This window comes from Vibrio sinensis (assembly GCF_003605645.1).
GTDB classification, from domain to species: Bacteria; Pseudomonadota; Gammaproteobacteria; order Enterobacterales; family Vibrionaceae; genus Vibrio; species Vibrio sinensis.
Genome location: NZ_QVMU01000014.1, coordinates 79188 through 96105 on the forward strand (window position 1 = coordinate 79188; position 16918 = coordinate 96105).

At 42.3% G+C, this 16918-nt stretch carries 15 protein-coding genes; 5 read left to right on the forward strand and 10 right to left on the reverse strand.

Translation table 11 applies throughout. The annotated features are described in order from the left end of the window. Positions 1-15 precede the first annotated feature (15 nt). On the reverse strand, positions 16-306 hold the full coding sequence (locus DZ860_RS14735; RefSeq protein ID WP_120032579.1) for a GNAT family N-acetyltransferase: 291 nt from the start codon (positions 304-306) through the stop codon (positions 16-18). Between the two features lie 162 nt (positions 307-468). Here DZ860_RS14735 and DZ860_RS14740 point away from each other — a divergent pair, with 162 nt between their 5' ends. Next, positions 469-1209, forward strand: coding sequence for a flagellar brake protein (locus DZ860_RS14740; RefSeq protein WP_439333143.1), 741 nt, complete (start codon positions 469-471; stop codon positions 1207-1209). Positions 1210-1343: 134 nt separating this feature from the next. Beyond that, on the forward strand, positions 1344-2264 hold the full coding sequence (locus DZ860_RS14745) for a polyprenyl-phosphate transporter (protein WP_120032583.1): 921 nt from the start codon (positions 1344-1346) through the stop codon (positions 2262-2264). A 100-nt stretch (positions 2265-2364) separates the two neighbouring features. Here DZ860_RS14745 and DZ860_RS14750 read toward each other — a convergent pair whose 3' ends face one another. After that, positions 2365-3342 carry an arginine deiminase-related protein gene (locus DZ860_RS14750; protein WP_120032585.1) on the reverse strand — a complete coding sequence of 326 codons (978 nt, stop codon included), beginning with the start codon at positions 3340-3342 and terminating at the stop codon, positions 2365-2367. Positions 3343-3629: 287 nt separating this feature from the next. Between DZ860_RS14750 and DZ860_RS14755 the strand changes: the two genes are divergently transcribed. Beyond that, the gene (locus tag DZ860_RS14755; RefSeq protein ID WP_120032587.1) at positions 3630-5486 is read left to right on the forward strand and encodes an ABC transporter ATP-binding protein; all 1857 of its coding nucleotides are present in this window, start codon (positions 3630-3632) and stop codon (positions 5484-5486) included. A gap of 120 nt (positions 5487-5606) precedes the next feature. Here DZ860_RS14755 and DZ860_RS14760 read toward each other — a convergent pair whose 3' ends face one another. Then, positions 5607-6395: a helix-turn-helix transcriptional regulator gene (locus DZ860_RS14760; protein ID WP_120032589.1), complete on the reverse strand. Its 789-nt coding sequence runs from the start codon at positions 6393-6395 to the stop codon at positions 5607-5609. Positions 6396-6437: 42 nt separating this feature from the next. After that, on the reverse strand, positions 6438-6971 hold the full coding sequence (locus DZ860_RS14765) for a YbhB/YbcL family Raf kinase inhibitor-like protein (RefSeq protein WP_120032591.1): 534 nt from the start codon (positions 6969-6971) through the stop codon (positions 6438-6440). Positions 6972-7190: 219 nt separating this feature from the next. Here DZ860_RS14765 and DZ860_RS14770 point away from each other — a divergent pair, with 219 nt between their 5' ends. After that, a complete protein-coding gene (locus DZ860_RS14770; protein WP_120032593.1) occupies positions 7191-7895 on the forward strand; it encodes a DUF445 domain-containing protein in 705 nt (234 codons plus the stop codon). Between the two features lie 69 nt (positions 7896-7964). Here the strand turns inward: DZ860_RS14770 and DZ860_RS14775 are convergent, their stop codons facing one another. The 6 genes from DZ860_RS14775 to DZ860_RS14800 form a co-directional block, all read right to left on the reverse strand. Then, positions 7965-8441 (reverse strand): Lrp/AsnC family transcriptional regulator, encoded by a 477-nt coding sequence (locus DZ860_RS14775; protein ID WP_120032595.1) that lies wholly within the window; start codon positions 8439-8441, stop codon positions 7965-7967. 91 nt (positions 8442-8532) lie between these two features. Next, the gene (locus tag DZ860_RS14780) at positions 8533-8760 is read right to left on the reverse strand and encodes a hypothetical protein (protein WP_120032597.1); all 228 of its coding nucleotides are present in this window, start codon (positions 8758-8760) and stop codon (positions 8533-8535) included. Between the two features lie 166 nt (positions 8761-8926). Next, positions 8927-10417, reverse strand: coding sequence for a sodium/proline symporter PutP (gene putP, locus DZ860_RS14785; RefSeq protein ID WP_120032599.1), 1491 nt, complete (start codon positions 10415-10417; stop codon positions 8927-8929). A 72-nt stretch (positions 10418-10489) separates the two neighbouring features. Continuing rightward, on the reverse strand, positions 10490-11188 hold the full coding sequence (locus DZ860_RS14790; protein ID WP_120032601.1) for a 1-pyrroline-5-carboxylate dehydrogenase: 699 nt from the start codon (positions 11186-11188) through the stop codon (positions 10490-10492). Positions 11189-11202: 14 nt separating this feature from the next. Then, positions 11203-14328: a bifunctional proline dehydrogenase/L-glutamate gamma-semialdehyde dehydrogenase PutA gene (putA, locus tag DZ860_RS14795; protein WP_120032603.1), complete on the reverse strand. Its 3126-nt coding sequence runs from the start codon at positions 14326-14328 to the stop codon at positions 11203-11205. Positions 14329-14514: 186 nt separating this feature from the next. Next, the gene (locus DZ860_RS14800; RefSeq protein ID WP_120032605.1) at positions 14515-15330 is read right to left on the reverse strand and encodes an AraC family transcriptional regulator; all 816 of its coding nucleotides are present in this window, start codon (positions 15328-15330) and stop codon (positions 14515-14517) included. A 448-nt stretch (positions 15331-15778) separates the two neighbouring features. Here DZ860_RS14800 and DZ860_RS14805 point away from each other — a divergent pair, with 448 nt between their 5' ends. Continuing rightward, a complete protein-coding gene (locus tag DZ860_RS14805; RefSeq protein ID WP_120032607.1) occupies positions 15779-16876 on the forward strand; it encodes a PEGA domain-containing protein in 1098 nt (365 codons plus the stop codon). The last annotated feature ends 42 nt before the right edge of the window (positions 16877-16918 follow it).

A 16918-nucleotide genomic window follows, 5' to 3' on the forward strand; every position in this document is an offset into this window, starting at 1 on the left:
TTTACAGTTCCATGATTAAAGCTCATCGACTAATAAATGCTGCCACTGAGAGTGTCGATCTAAATAATATGAGACGTAACTGCAACGAGAGTCAATCTTGCCTTGGCGTGATTCAATTACAGACAGCACACTCTCCATCATTACCGAGCCATACCCTTTTCCTTGAAGCCGTTCTGGGACTTTCGTCGATTCAATGACATAACAGTTGGGCGCAATAAATGTGTACTTTACGACGGCAAACTCATTTTGTTCAAGATGTATACGAAATTGTTGTTTCTCTTCATCACAAATCACCAAATGACTCATCTTCTCTCCTAAACTGTTACCCAGCTCAATATTATTAATTGAAATGCTATTTGAACTCACTGCATTGCCTACTTAAAATAATGAGACTTTCTATCGCAATATCCAAGTTACATGGATCTATGGAAAGATAATACAGAGTTCTCAAGGAAACCAATGCAACCTATAAATCAGCAGGTCAAATCATCCAAAGATGCTACGACGCGCTCTAATAATAGTGACAAGAACACGATTACCATCAATAGCCAAGAAACTCTGGGTTTAATAGAGCATGGAAGCGAGTTGATCATTGGGATTACAACCCCAGTTGGTACAACATTTCGCACCAAAACCGCATTTATAGGCACTCATTCTCACAAAGTTATTTTGGCTGAACTACCCAATATTTCTGATGAAGATTTAAAGTTCTTTTTTCAAGAGGGATTTTGGACTGTTGTCAGAGCCATTTCGCCTCGTGGACAAGGAGGAATGATCCAGTTCCGTAGTCAAATCTCACATGTGGTGAGAGCACCATTTCCAATGATGGCGTTGAGTATTCCCTCTACCATGCAACTCACACCATTGCGAACTGAACCTCGATATGATGTTAATCTTCCCGCAAAGGCACATTCCACAAATCATCGTATCGATTGTGATTTAAGAGATCTCTCTCGTGGTGGCTGTCAATTTGTAACCTCTGCACTATCTCGCCCCTTTGATATCGGGGAATCAGTTGAATTGCACATAGTGACTCGATCTAGTAAAAACCCAGTGTTTGACCCGTTATTTGGCTCTGTCTGCAATATAAAGCCCTCTCCGCACAACATTCGCTATGGTATAAAATTAGATATACGTGGAAAAAACAACGCCAAAAAGCTGCTCTCACAGCTCAAGTTTGATGGTTCTAAGCTCACCTTACGTTCGTAGCTCTTACCGTTGAATCACATCGATTAGCATCCAGATAAATTCTTACATTTGAAGTAATGAAATGCGGTGTTTTCATACTTTTTTGACATTAAAATCGTTATACTCGCCGCACCTAAGTTAACGAACTTAACAGAATGAACTACTTATCTACTTTCTTTAAAGGCATCGCGATGGGTGCCGCTGACGTGGTGCCGGGTGTTTCCGGCGGAACGATTGCTTTTATTACTGGAATCTACGATACCCTTCTTGAGAGCATTCGCCGTATCAACCCGAGTATTTTCGGCATTTTGAAACGCGATGGATTCAAAGCCGCTTTCAACCATATAAATGGCTTCTTCCTGCTGTCTTTATTTGGCGGCGTATTTACCAGTATTGCAACTTTAGCAAAGCTAATTTCATGGCTCTTGGTCGCTCACCCTATTCCACTTTGGTCTTTCTTCTTTGGCCTAATTTTGGTTTCTGTTTTCCACATGCTAAAACAGATTGAGACAAAAAGTTGGGATCGCTTAGTCTCCTTACTTCTTGGTGTTGCCTTTGCCTATAGCATTACGGTATTAAAGCCATTGCACGTTGAACCAACGAGTATTAATGTACTTCTTTCTGGTGCTGTCGCTATTTGTGCCATGATCCTACCTGGCATCTCAGGTAGTTTTATCCTTTTACTCATTGGGATGTATACACCTGTACTGGCTGCGGTAAAGTCATTCGATATTGGAATCTTAGCGTTATTCTTAACTGGCTGTGTTGCAGGGATTTTAAGTTTCTCACACGTTCTCTCTTGGCTGCTCAAACGTTTTCGAGATATCACCCTCGTCTTCCTGACAGGATTAATGATTGGCACGTTACCAAAAATTTGGCCTTGGAAAGAAACCCTCACTTGGAGAACCAATTCAAGTGGTGAACAAGTTCCACTATTACAACAAAATTTATCGCCATTTGACTTTGAACACATCATGTCACAACCGGCTCAACTCGGTTTGGCTATAGTGATGATGATGGCGGCAATTGCACTGGTTCTTGGCTTAGAAAAATTTGCAGAAAAGCGTGACATCTAGTCTTTCGATATTCTGATACAAATAAAAAAGGTAGAACTTTGTTCTACCTTTTTTATTACGTACTATTCAAACATCCAATTCACTCGTTATTACGATGATCCTAAAGACGCCCGCGGCGACTTTGCAAAAACACTTCTGCCAACATACAACGGACACTGCCTCCGCCAATCGTTTCGATCGTTTCAACGTCAAATGGCAATAACTTTCCATGACCCGCCAATTGGGTGCGCTGCGCTTCTGAAAATGCATCATACGCCGTTTGAGACATCGCAATGACCCTATCGCCATTGATAGTTGCAAGTTGTAAAATATTGCCACAGAATTTATTCATTTGATCAAGCGAAATAGAGATAACTTGTCGCCCTTGAGCTAATGACTTAATAACAAATCGACGTTCAAATTCTGGAATAACTTCATCACAAATCACGCAAAAGTTCTCTCCTATCGCCATCATTACATTGGTGTGATAAATCGGTTTTCCAGATGGTAGTGCGGTCTGAAAAGAGATGACTCGATACTCGCCAATACGATGAGCGTAGTCTTCCAATACTTCTCGATCACAACGTTTAGACAGTGCGGCATAAATAGTGCGATTAATATGATCTATCACCATCACACCAGTACTTTCTAAATAAGCATGTTTGGAAAGATAAGCTGTCATATCTTCCTGAAACTCAACATGTCGCCCAGCATTTTCCAATGTTGCAATCAACGCATCAGTACGAACTTCATGTTGGCGATTTTCACATGCCATTGGAAAAATAACCAATCCACCATCTCGAGTGGTGCTAAACCAATTATTAGGGAAAACAGCATCTGGCGTCTCGATATTTCCAAGTGGATAGTCAAGCTCAATCACTTGTATTCCCTGCTTACGAAGACCTTTTACCATATTCGAATACTCATCCATCACCAATTGACGAACGTCATCTACCGAATAGCTATGTGTACTTTGAAATTCATTATCTAATGCAGTTTGTGGATTAAAGCGAAATTCTTTCGGTGGAACCATCACTACACAGTTTGCCACTTGCTTGGTCTTTTCTGTTTGCAGCCACGCGGCCTGATTCTTCAGCATCGAAATATACCTGACTATCTATATCCATATTTCAGCCATTGTAATCAGGATTTAATATATACATTTACTGAAATGATATTGAGTGAGGTTAAATTTCAACAATATTTACTGCAATTAACATAAACAACAGCAAATAACCCTGCCAAACCCCATAGCGCCATGAACAATCACAATAACTCCTCTGCAGTTACATTTACAAAGCGAAAAAGGTAACATTAATGGCCTGCCTAAATACTAGACTAGCACTTATTCTTCAAACACTTACCGCAATCGTTCTAGGAAAAACTATGTTTAAACGATTTGAGGGGTTCACTCAGCCCTTTCCTGATAAAGATCCCGAACAGCCGCCTCAAGGCATATTGGCTTTTTGTCGCTACTATACTCGTGGTTTTGAAGTTCCACTGATCATCATGTCTATCATGTCGACAATCGTCGCTATAGTTGAGGTTTCGCTATTTGGTGCGATGGGAAACCTTGTTGATTGGCTTTCAACTAGCAATCCAGAAACATTTTGGCAAGACAATCAAAATGAATTGCTATTTTATGGTGGTTTATTGTTGGTTGTGATGCCGATTATGGTCGTAGCCTACTCTTTGCTTATTCATCAAACTCTTTTAGGTAACTACCCAATGTCGATTCGTTGGTTAGCCCACCGATACCTCCTAAAGCAAAGTGTCAATTTCTATCAAGATGATTTTGCAGGTCGCGTTGCGACCAAAGTAATGCAAACATCTTTAGCTGTTCGTGAAACGGTAATGAAATCGATGGATGTTTTCGTCTATGTCTCGGTCTATTTCACTTCAATTATCGTGTTACTAGCACAAGCTGATTGGCGACTAGTTATCCCAATGTTGATCTGGCTATTCATTTATATCTGTATACAAATCTATTTTGTGCCAAAGCTCAAACAAGTCGCTTCTGAGCAAGCTGACTCACGATCACTGATGACAGGCCGTATTGTTGATAGTTACACTAATATCGCAACCGTTAAGCTTTTCTCGCATAGCCGTCGTGAAACCGAATACGCAGAAGAGGGAATGAGTGGATTTTTAGACACTGTTTATCGTCAAATGCGTTTAGTGACCGGCTTTGATGTTGCAGTTGAAATTACTAACTATGTATTGGTTTTTTCAATCAGTGCGCTCTCAATCTACTTGTGGATGGATGATTTAATCAGCGTCGGAGCCATCGCGATTGCAATCAGTTTAGCTTTGCGCATCAACGGCATGTCAATGTGGATTATGTGGGAAGTGGGCGCATTGTTTGAAAACATGGGCACAGTCGTTGATGGAATGAAAACTCTATCTAAACCTATCGACATTCAAGACAAAGCCGATGCAAAACCACTTGAAGTCACTCAAGGCAGAATCCAGTTTGACAATGTCAGCTTCCACTACGGAGATAAAACCAAAGGCGTGATCAGCAAGTTGAATTTAGATATTAAGCCGGGAGAAAAAGTCGGCCTAGTGGGCCGTTCAGGTGCTGGTAAATCAACCCTGGTGAATTTGCTTCTACGTTTCCATGACGTCGAAGAAGGGGCTATAAAGATTGATGGCCAAGTCATTTCTGATGTTACCCAAGATTCTTTACGCAGCATGATCGGTATGGTGACGCAAGATACATCATTGCTGCATCGCTCCATTAAAGACAACATTCTTTATGGTAAACCGGATGCCAGCGAAGAAGAGATGCTCATCGCGACAAAACAAGCTCACGCTCATGAATTTATCGAAATGCTTAGCGATCCCTTTGGTAACGTCGGTTACGATGCACAAGTTGGTGAACGTGGGGTAAAACTTTCTGGCGGTCAACGACAACGCGTTGCTATCTCTCGTGTACTTCTTAAAAATGCGCCACTGTTAGTTCTCGATGAAGCAACCTCAGCTCTCGATTCTGAAGTTGAGGCTGCAATTCAAGAGAGCTTAAACGAATTGATGCAAGGTAAAACCGTTATTGCCATTGCCCATCGTCTATCCACCATTGCAGCGATGGACCGATTAATTGTTCTTGATAAAGGCGATATCGTTGAGCAAGGCACTCATAAAGAACTACTAACAAATAATGGTATTTATGCGCAGCTCTGGGCTCATCAAACCGGTGGTTTTCTTGGCGGTGAAGATGATAACCAAGAATCTGAAGTCTAAAATGAAAGCCTACTAAGCTTAATTATTACAAGCTGACTAGTATAAATAAAAGTGGCGCTCTATGAGCGTCACTTTTATTTGAATAGCGATAATAAAGAGTTCAGAAGATAGGTGGACTATCTACAGCGTCTGTAAATATTGTTTCGGAGACAAACCGAATAACTGAGTAAATCTCTGGCTAAAACGTTCCTGTGATTGATAACCACATGCCAAAGAAAGCTCTAGCTGATTATCGATCCCCTCCTGCATTAGCCCAAGAGCATGGTTCATTCTAACGCTCACCAACACATCTCTAAATCGAGTATTTTCCAACTTAAGCCGACGAATGAGCGTTGCACGGCTCATCGAGAAATGATGGCTTGCACGTTCAATGCTATGTTCATCATCCGGGCTCTTACTCAAGTAATGCATCACTTGCTGACAAAAAGAGGCTGATTTGTGGGGAAATAAACGATGTAAATAACCTTGTTCAGCCAGTTGCTGATAAAGCACAAACAACCATTGCTCCTGAGTCTCAACACTAAATAGATCAAGGTTAAGTGATGAAAGGATCTTTAGTGTCTCACTGAGCGCTTTGTTCACAGCAACATACTGACGTTCTTGTGTCGCAACCTTGGCACTTTGCTCTAGCAAAGCCTCTGTGGGTTGCACAAAGAAGCTCAACTGCATTGAAAAAAACAGTTCGTTCGCCGGCATATTTTCAAATGCTAATGTATCGTTGGCCGCAGCCAGTAATAGCCATTTGTTATCGATATCAACAGCTTCTTGAGAACCAAACAAACGTTTACAACCTGTCGTTACCCAGATGATGCAAGGAGCAAGCATCGTCACGTTACGAATACTCTGCTTTTGTTGCCCTCGGTAATAACTCATAGTGTACGCTTTACGCGTTGCGTTTAACTGACCCACAATGATTGCCCTCGATAACAAATGAACTATTTTACCCGTACCTTAATTTACATACGTAGCAGTAAGTGTCGATTTTTCTAGTGCCATGCTGTTAAGCATAAAGCCAGCCAGCGCAGGAGAGGCATTCGCATCCAACTCTAATTTTTCAGTCGGTAACGCAAATACGGTAAATTGGTATCTATGCATACCTGCACCTTTTGGTGGGCATACGCCGCCAAATGCATGCTGGCCATAATCGTTACGAAGCTCTAATGCACCCACCTTTTCCATATCCACGCCTTTAGCCAGTTCAGTTACATTTGCTGGGATATTAACTGTACTCCAGTGCCACCAACCGCTTCCTGTCGGTGCATCTGGGTCAAAGGCAGTAATGGCGAAACTTTTTGTACCGGCTGGGACATCATTCCATGCTAACTGAGGCGATACATTTCCACCATCACAACCAAAACCGTTATAAACAAATTCTTTTGCCATTAACTGGCCTTCATGAATGTCTGTACTGGTTAGTTCTAGGGCGTTAGCCGCCGTTGATGCGAAAGCGCTAGCCGCAATTAATGCAAGAATTGAAGTTTTCATAGTATTCCTTTGAATCTAACTGAATGAAGAGTGAAGAACTCCATATTAACGCTACCCCGCGAGGCAATCACAACAATAAGTATCTATGTTGACCTAATTTACGCAAACATTGATACTTACTGTATAAATAGCTTTTCAATTTCACCATACTCCTTGTCACACCGCTATCGCATTAATATACTCGGGCCTCTTTTCTATCACGCACATCAATTAGTCACTATGAACAAAAGCTTACTTACCAATATCATTGCGTTAGCATTACTTGCGGGTGGTTATCAAGCAAACAACCAACTTGCTTTCTACGCGGGCTTATTTGCTTTCTCGGGTGCCATCACCAACTGGCTTGCCATCCATATGCTGTTTGAAAAAGTCCCAGGTTTATATGGTTCAGGCGTCATTCCAGCTCGATTCGAAGAGTTTAAAGCAGCAATTAAACATCTGATGATGGAACAGTTTTTTAGTGACGAAAATATCGATAGGTTCTTAAATAAAGAGATGGTCGGCGGAAAGGCTCTTAACCTAGAACCGGTTATTTCAAAAATCGACTTCAACTCGACATTCGATTCGCTAGTAGAAGTGATTAATAACTCATCATTTGGCGGCATGTTGGCTATGTTTGGTGGTAGCGAAGCGCTCCAGCCACTAAAACAACCTTTTGTCGAAAAGATGCAAGATGCCATTATCGACATTAGTCAAAGTGATGCTGTTAAAGACGCATTAAAAGAGCAGTTCGAAGCTCCTGCTATGATGGATGAAATTAAAGCTAATATTGAAAACATCATTGACCAGCGCCTAAGCGAATTGACACCAAAACTCGTCAAAGAGATCATTCAAACTATGATTAAAGAGCACCTTGGTTGGTTGGTCGTTTGGGGTGGGGTATTCGGTGGCCTAATTGGTATCGCCTCGTCATTCTTCGCGTAACCGATACAGAATTCTAAACCAACAACGGGAAGCTATGGCTTCCCGTTGTTGGTTATAATGTTCGTTTCATTAAACCCCAGCTATCAATTCTGGATCAACACCAAAGCTGGTTTTGGTTTCTTCAATAACAAATTCACTGCGAGTTTGAATAACACCCGGTAATGTACTCAAAATCACCGACATGAAATGTTGATAAGCTTTCATGTTTTTAACCCGTACTTTGATCATGGTATCAAAGTCACCAGATAGAGAGTAACACGCCTCTATTTCTGGAATAGGTTTCACTGCTTGGGAAAATTTTTCAAAATTAGAAAAGTAAGTTTGATCTAAGCGAATATGAATAAAAACCTGTACATCAAGCCCCAATTTATCGGGGTTTAGCTCTGCATGGTAGCCCTTGATATAGTCCTCTTTTTCAAGACGTTTAACCCTCTCAGAACAAGGGGATGTCGTTAAGTTAACACGCTTGGCAAGCTCCACAATAGGCAACCTCCCATTAGCATGTAAAACCCGCAAGATCTCACGATCAATTCTATCAAGTTCCATTATTTGTACATCAAATGCGTCCAACAATACTAGTCATCATAACTGAGTACTCAACAAAGAAAACTAAGTCATCGAGGAACTGAGGGGGGCATCAAGCTGCTTTTGCATCAGAGTAAGGCGTTGTGGTGTGCTCATTTTGGTTATTACAACCTCGGCAAAAATACTGACGTTCCATTTTGACGTAGTGTGCCCCTTGAAAGACGGTAGAAACAAAACTCACAAATGCATGAATGACTGACTCATGTTCTTGCTCACAGCGTTTCATGATCACTTTATGTTCAGTTCCCTTGCTGCAACAATCACAGTACATTCGTGGCATGGTCTTATCTCCTCAAATCAAACATTCACTTTAGTGGACACATTAAGCTGGAATATGTTCCGTACCGCGAAACTTTTCGAGCCAAACTGTGATCTGAATAGGATAAAAATCGTGCAAAATAAAGAAGCCCTGCTAGGCAGGGCTTCAACGTTCGTAAAAATCTTACTTACTTAAGTTCAATCAGTAATTTCTCAAACTTCTTAAATTGTGCTTTCACGGTTTCATCAGGCTCGCCAGTTAACAAGCTAACACCCACAATCGCCAACGTTGAGAAAATCACCCCAGGGACGATTTCATACACATCAAATAAACCGCCAGTCAGTTGCTTCCAGACTACGATGGTGATACCACCCACAATAATACCGGCAAGTGCACCATTTCGATTCATACGAGACCAGTAAAGGCTGAGAACAACAGCTGGACCAAATGCTGCACCGAATCCAGCCCATGCATAAGAAACCAACCCTAATACGGTACTATCCGGTGTCATCGCTAGAATTAACGCCATAATAGAAATCGCGATAACCGCAAAGCGTCCGACCATTACGACTTGTTCAGACGTCGCATCTTTATTCATTACTTGCTTATACAAATCTTCTGCTAGAGCAGAGGATGAAACCAACAGCTGTGAATCCGCCGTACTCATAATCGCAGCCAAAATAGCCGCTAAAAGAATACCAGCGACTACAGGATGGAACATGGCGTTGACAAGAAGCATAAAGATTTTTTCGCCATCATCAATCGAGCCAATGTGCGAATTCGTCACATAAATCAGACCGACCAAACCAACCATCATGGCACCAGCCATTGAAAGCGCCGTCCAAACTACTGCGATACGACGCGCAGTGGTTAAGTCTTTATTTGAACGAGTTGCTTTAAAACGCGCAAGGATATGAGGTTGCCCAAAATAGCCCAAGCCCCACGCAACAAGTGAAATTATCGCTATTGCCGATAGAGGCTGCCCTTTCGCATCACTCCAAAACGTCAACAATTGAGGGTTAATCGCTTCTAACTGCGCAGCCACATCAGTAAAGCTACCTTGCATAGCGGCGATAGGCACAATCATTAATGCTGCTGACATCAACAAACCTTGAACTAAATCGGTCCAAGATACAGCCAAAAATCCACCAAATAGAGTATACGACACGACACAAATAGTACCGATGATCACCGCTGTTGAGTATTCCAATCCAAAGACAGTTTCAAACAACTTACCACCAGCAACTAAGCCAGAACTGGTATAAAACAAGAAGAACAGCAAAATGAAAAATGCAGAAATGACTTGGATAAGTTTTGAGTTATCGTTAAATCGACGCGATAAAAACTCAGGAAGTGTTAATGAGTCAGTCGCGATACTATAAGTACGCAAACGCTTTGCATTAATAAGCCAGTTAAGCCAAGTACCCGCTAACAAGCCACCTGCTAACCAAAAAGCTTCAATACCAGCGGCATAAGCGTAACCAGGCAGACCTAGAAGCAACCAACCACTCATGTCTGACGCACCTGCAGATAAAGCCGCAGGCCAAGGTCCCAGTGAACGGCCACCTAGAAAGTAATCTGTCGAGCTTTTCGTTCGTTGATAAGCAACAACGCCAATCGCCAGCATCAGTATTAAATAGGCGATAAACGTTGTTGTAATAGCAAAGCTATTTCCCATATGTATTTTCCTCTTATATAGAAACGAGCTCCTTATTAAATCACCCTCTATAAAGGGTGATTTAAGCAGGAGTTAGTGGGTGTCATTACCAAGCTCAAGCAAGGTCGCATTTCCACCGACTGCGGTTATGTTTATTGTTCTTGTTCGCTCCGTAATGAATCGAAGCGATAAATGTGGATCATGTGCATTGGGTATTGCAGTCAAATCCGTTTCAGTAATGAAATTAACGATAGCGCCTTGGCGCTGGGCAAGCTGTTGATTGAGGCTTCGCTCCACCACCTCCTGACCAATGTAGCCAACGCATCTAACGTCTGATTCCAATAACTGTTGATGTGCATCGTATGATGTCACTTGAACGAGGTTGGCATTGAGGGAAGAAGCTTCAATCCCCTTAGCCAACACCGTACAAAGATCATCATCATCGCTGCATAAAATAATGCTATTTCCTGCACACAATGCGGCCGTCAATTGTGCAATGACCGCTTGCTTAGCGAGCGCAGAGTGTTCGCTTTGAACAATCAGTACCACTCCTCGACCCGCGGTATACAACTCATTGGTTTCCCCGGTTGGGCCCACAAGATTATGTATCCGAGCTAAAAGCTCGTAAGCATGTTCGAGGTGGAATGAAACGACTGCTGCCAATTCGGGCTTAATTTCCGATAGGGCATGTTTAAGTGCCAATACGCTTTCACTTTTCGAATCAAAATCGGTTAAATTCCAACTTTCCCATGCAGAGAAAGCATCAGAAAAACGAGTGACTTGATGAACCATGGTGTTTCTCCTTTCTAGGCATTAGCAAAATGAAGTTGCGTGAAGCGATAAAGATAATGAGGACCACCTGCTTTTGGCCCGGTTCCAGATAAACCTTGGCCCCCAAACGGTTGGACACCAACCACAGCCCCCACTTGATCACGATTGATGTAGCAGTTACCTACTCGTGCATGCTTTTCTATCCAACGATATGTCGTTTCATTTCGACTATGGATCCCCATAGTTAAGCCAAAACCAGTTTGGTTTATTTGTTCAACGACATCCGTGAGTTCATTAGCCTTAAATCGAACAACATGAAGAATAGGGCCAAACTGCTCCTCTTTCAGACAGGTAATGTCTCTGATTTCAAACGCGCATGGCGCTACAAAATCACCATAGTCACACTCGTCCGCGAGGGTAAGTTGAGCAATTTTTTTCTCAGTAGAGAGCATCGTATCAATGTGCTTTTGTAATTTATCTTTCGCAGTTTGATCAATAACAGGCCCGACATCTGTTGAATGTAAGTAAGGTTTTCCGACACTGAGTTCATCCATCGCACCTTGAATTAATGCAATGATGCGGTCAGCAATATCGTCTTGAACATAAAGTACACGTAGTGCACTACAACGTTGACCAGCAGAAGCAAAAGCTGAACGAATAACGTCTCGTACCACCTGTTCGGGTAGAGCGGTGCTGTCTACGATCATCGCATTTTGACCGCCCGTTTCCGCTATAAATGGCACTGGTGCCGTCTCGCGACTTGCTAATGCTTGATTGATACGTTGTGCCGTTGGGGTCGATCCGGTAAAAGCAACACCTGCAATGGCTGGATGCGCAACCAATGAAGCCCCTATTTCTGAGCCTTGTCCAAGCAATAACTGGACGGTTCCAGCAGGAAAACCCGCTTGCTCCATCAATTCAACTGCGCGTGCAGCAATCAGACTGGTTTGTTCTGCTGGCTTAGCAATAACGGTATTTCCCGCAACCAGTGCTGCGCTCATTTGGCCAAGGAAGATTGCTAATGGAAAGTTCCATGGGCTAATACAAACAAACACCCCTCGCCCTTGACGAGCAATCGTACGGCTTACACCATCAAACCCCACAACCTTGTTTGGTTCAAAATTATGGATCTGCTGTGCGTAATAACGACAAAAATCAACGGCTTCGCGTACTTCATCGATACCGTCATGAATCGTTTTACCCGCCTCTTGATGACATAGCGCCACCAATTCCGCTAAATTTTCTTCCAATAAGTCCGCTAAGTTGTTGAGTGCCAAAGATCGCACCGACTTATCACTATGTTTCCAAGACTCAAAAGCACGCTGGGCACCATCAATCGCTTCGGAAACATGATCAAGGCGAGAAAAGTGAACCTGTCCAACATTAATACGACGATCATAAGGCGCAGTTACCACAACATACGGTGATTCCTCCTTGATCATGCTTCCGTTGACCCATTGACCATTAATGTACGGCGCAGCCTGCCATTGCTTATCCATGAATAAGCTAACTTGCTGCTCGAACGTGAGCGCTTCATGCTCGATATCAATATTAATACCACGAGAATTACGACGGTCGGGGAAGACATTGGTTGGCAAAGGGATTTGAGTATTGTTCAGTGTTTCGTAATGCAACAATAAATCAACAGGGTGCTGAGTTAAGGTTTCAATAGGACAACGAGCATCAACTAAGCGATGTACAAATGAACTGTTCGCTCCGTTTTCTAGCAATCGACGAACCAAATATGGCAATAGATCCTTGTGGCTGCCTACTGGCGCATAAATACGAACAGATTGGCGATATTTCGCCATGACGTGATGATAAAGAGAATCGCCCATACCGTGTAAACGTTGAAATTCAAATTCATCGTGATGAGCCATGACAGCAATAGAAGTCACGGTTTGAGCATTGTGACTAGCAAACTGAGGGTAAATATTACCTCGTACTGCATCACTCAATAGAAAACGAGCACAGGCCAAATAGGCCACATCTGTCGCTTCTTTACGGGTATAGACTGGATAGTTTTCGTATCCAGCTTGCTGTGACCACTTGATTTCACTATCCCAATACGCGCCTTTCACTAACCGGAGTGGAATAAGGTCGCCTTGCTCGCGGGATAAGGCATTAAGCCAGACGAGTACAGGTAATGCTCGCTTGGAATAAGCTTGAATGACAAGGCCAAACTTACCCCAGCCACGTACCATGTCACTTTGATAGACTTTTTTAAATAACTTCAATGAAAGCTCGAGGCGATCAGCCTCTTCCGCATCAATCGTAATAGCAACGTCCAACTCTATTGCACGTTCTAAAAGCTGCATCAAAGTCTGATACAGTTCCGTCATGACTCGACTTTCATTGGAGACTTCATAACGCGGATGCAAAGCAGAAAGCTTAATTGATACAGAGGGTGCTGGACTTGTTTCCGCTCCATAGGTATCACGGCCGACCGCTTCAATTGCCATTAGATAATCTTTGAAGTATTTGTTTGAATCGGCAGTAGTTAGCGCAGCTTCACCCAACATGTCATAAGAATATGTAAAGCCCTGATCCCGCATCTCATGACCATTTTTTTGTGCTTCAGATATTGAGCGTCCCAACACAAATTGATGCCCCATCACTTTCATCGCTTGATGCATTGCTTTGCGAATGACGGGCTCGGACATCTTGTTGACCAGTCGATTGACTGCCTGCGTTGGGCTTGCCGTACTTCCATTAGGTAAACCCACGACCTTGCCGGTCAACATCAGTCCCCATGTTGAAGCGTTAACAAATACAGAATCTGAATTTCTTAAATGAGATTTCCAATCAGCGACACTTAATTTATCGCGGATCAGTGAATCGGCAGTCGCAGCGTCAGGGATGCGCATTAATGCTTCAGCGAGGCACATTAACAAAATGCCCTCTTGGGTATCCAGACTATATTCCAACAATAAAGCATCTATCATTTGAATCGATTTTTTATCGGCACGGATAGCCTTTATCAATTCCGTCGTTTGCTGGCTTATTTGCTGTTTTTCAGTATCACTTGGTACTGCCAGAGGCAATAGTTGGGTTAGCCATTGGGATTCATCCACCATATATAATGGCGAGATCAGTGACCACAACTCATCAAGCGAGCGCCCGATGAATTCGTCATTCAACACATCCGTTGCTGTAAACATGCGTTTTCCTCAATCTCATACCTGAAAAATTTCAGGTTTCCTACAATGGCTAGCAGTGTATTTTGAGGCCGAGAAGATTACTTGTCAAAAACTCCGAGTTTTTTGCTAAAAACTGCGATATTTAACAGAACTTAAACAAGATCACACCTAATGACGCAATGTTTTGTGCTGTATTTATTTTCCAATTTAACTAATTTGTTTCTTGTACTGTGATGGGGAGATCCCTAGCAAACGAGAAAAGGTATGAGCGAAAGTGCTTTGAGCAGTAAAACCAGTGAATTCTGCGACCTGGCCTAAGGTGAGATTTCCTTGCTCGATAAGATACTTAGCCATATCGATACGTTTACCGAGCACATACTGGTGAGGCGTAATCCCCATATGCTCTTTAAATAACATATGGAACTGACTTTCCCCTAGATAGACACTTCCGGCTAACTGAGCGACGGAGATTTTCCGACTCAAATGCTGCTCGATATAACGATCCAATGCATCTAAATCAAAACGTGACTCTTTTCGATGAACCTCAAGGGCAGAGATATGGCGATGCAACAGTGCAATAACGGTATCATTACACGCTCTACTCAAAAGCAAATCATCAGGACTGGCTTGCATCTCTGACACCAACATTTGAATCAGTTTTTGAATTTGAACATCCAACTGGAAATAGGTATCGGAACAATTGAGCTGGTTGATTTTTTGCAGCATCAAAGGGTCATCATTGTGTGGCATCGGCATATTTAAAACCAAAATATCAGATTGCCCAACGACACCGCCAAATGCATGTCCAGAGCCTGATGTAACAACACAACCTTGCCCTGGTCCCACTAAGTTACCTTTACCATTTACATCAAATTCGGCCTGCCCCTTTAGGCCAATAACAACCTGAGTATAAGCATGATCATGACAGTCCATATGAGAGGGTAAGGTGACCAACTCGGCGGGCTTGGGTGACAAAACATTGGCAGATAACGCAATAGCATCGCGTTTGTTTGAGGAACTCATGCAGTTTCCAACACAGTGAAGAAAATGGACACTCTAATGGTATACCAATAATTGGGGATATCGAAGTAGCATTTAGACCATTAATAAGCAATCAGTTTGATATTTATTTATAGGTTTAGTTATTGAATATAAGCACTTATCTCTCTATCAAACACTCCGGAACAATGATCAAGCGCACATAAATTACGGAAGGTGCCTGTTGCATTAGTTTTGCAAGAAGCAAATTGTGATTAATCACTTGCTTACTTTGTCTCAAAAACTCAAAATAAAATTTAGCACTTTAGAACTAGGTGTATAATAAAAAGTAATCTTATTACTTACTTACGCCGAGGGTAATAAATAGCGTCACTAACAAACGTTACTCAAGCACCTATTCAAGTGTCAAAAAAACGTCTTCGCTATTTAATTTGGCATTGGTATTTTAACCCGGAACTTGTTGTAGAGAACTATGATCACACGTCGCATTCCAGCGCTATTACTTGCGCTAAGCCCATTATGGGTTTCAACATCGGTGTTTGCAGAAGAACAGGCACTAACCGATCCTGTTGCCGAAATCGATACGAAATTAAGTAATAAACAATCAGAAATTGATTCGCTCTCCTCACTCTTCGACAATGAAGCAGCTCAATTACAGCAGCAGCAGAATGATTTGGCGAAGCTAAAACGAGAAGAGCAAGATCTTACATCAAAACGTAACCGTGCTAAATCAGCCCTGGACAAACAGTATACCCGTCTTCTTGAAGATCCAGAGGTCGATTTAGTTACATTCCAAAAAGACTATCAAGATTCTTGGGCTGCCTTGAAAGCAAATCAAACCGCATTGCTTGAAAAAGCACAGGCGATTGTTGAAAACGAAAATAGCCTTTCACAGCTAAAACATAAACAAGCACGTCTAAACAGCGAATTTGCTTATTTGGGCGAACAAAAAATCGAAACTCGTATCAAGCGTTTAGAAGCAGAATTACGTGAAAGCGAACTAATGGAAAGCCGCTACAAAACCCATTGTTCAGCGACAATGACTCTAGGTGAATGTACTAACCAAGGGCAATATCTTACTAAGCAAAAAGCGGTTAAAGCTTTCAAAGCTAAGCTTATGGATGGCCTAACTGAATCAACGCTTGCAAAACAAAATATGAAAGATGTACAGCTCAACGTTCATGTGCAAGAAAGCCAAATTATTCGAGCTGGTTTTGAGGGCAACAACAGCTACTTCACGCACATTCAAGCACAGCTTCAAGCAAAACCAGAAGCGGCGGCAGCGTGTAAACTGTTGAACGTATCAAGCCGTTACTGCCTAACATCGAATGACACATCAAGTACTGATGAGAAAAAGAACTGGGTTAATGTCACGGTACGCTCTGATCAATATAACGACCAAGTCATCATCAATGGTGTGAATTACGGCAGTACTCCAATTGAAGTCGTGCTACCAAAAGGACGTCATCAAGTGACAGTTCTTAAAGATGGTTACCAAACCTATAACCGCGAAGTGACCGTAATTGATAATGATACGGTATGGGTAAAAATGCGCGAAAACAACGCCTAGTACCCGATAAACTCACAAAACCACCCTAGTCGCCATTTTGCT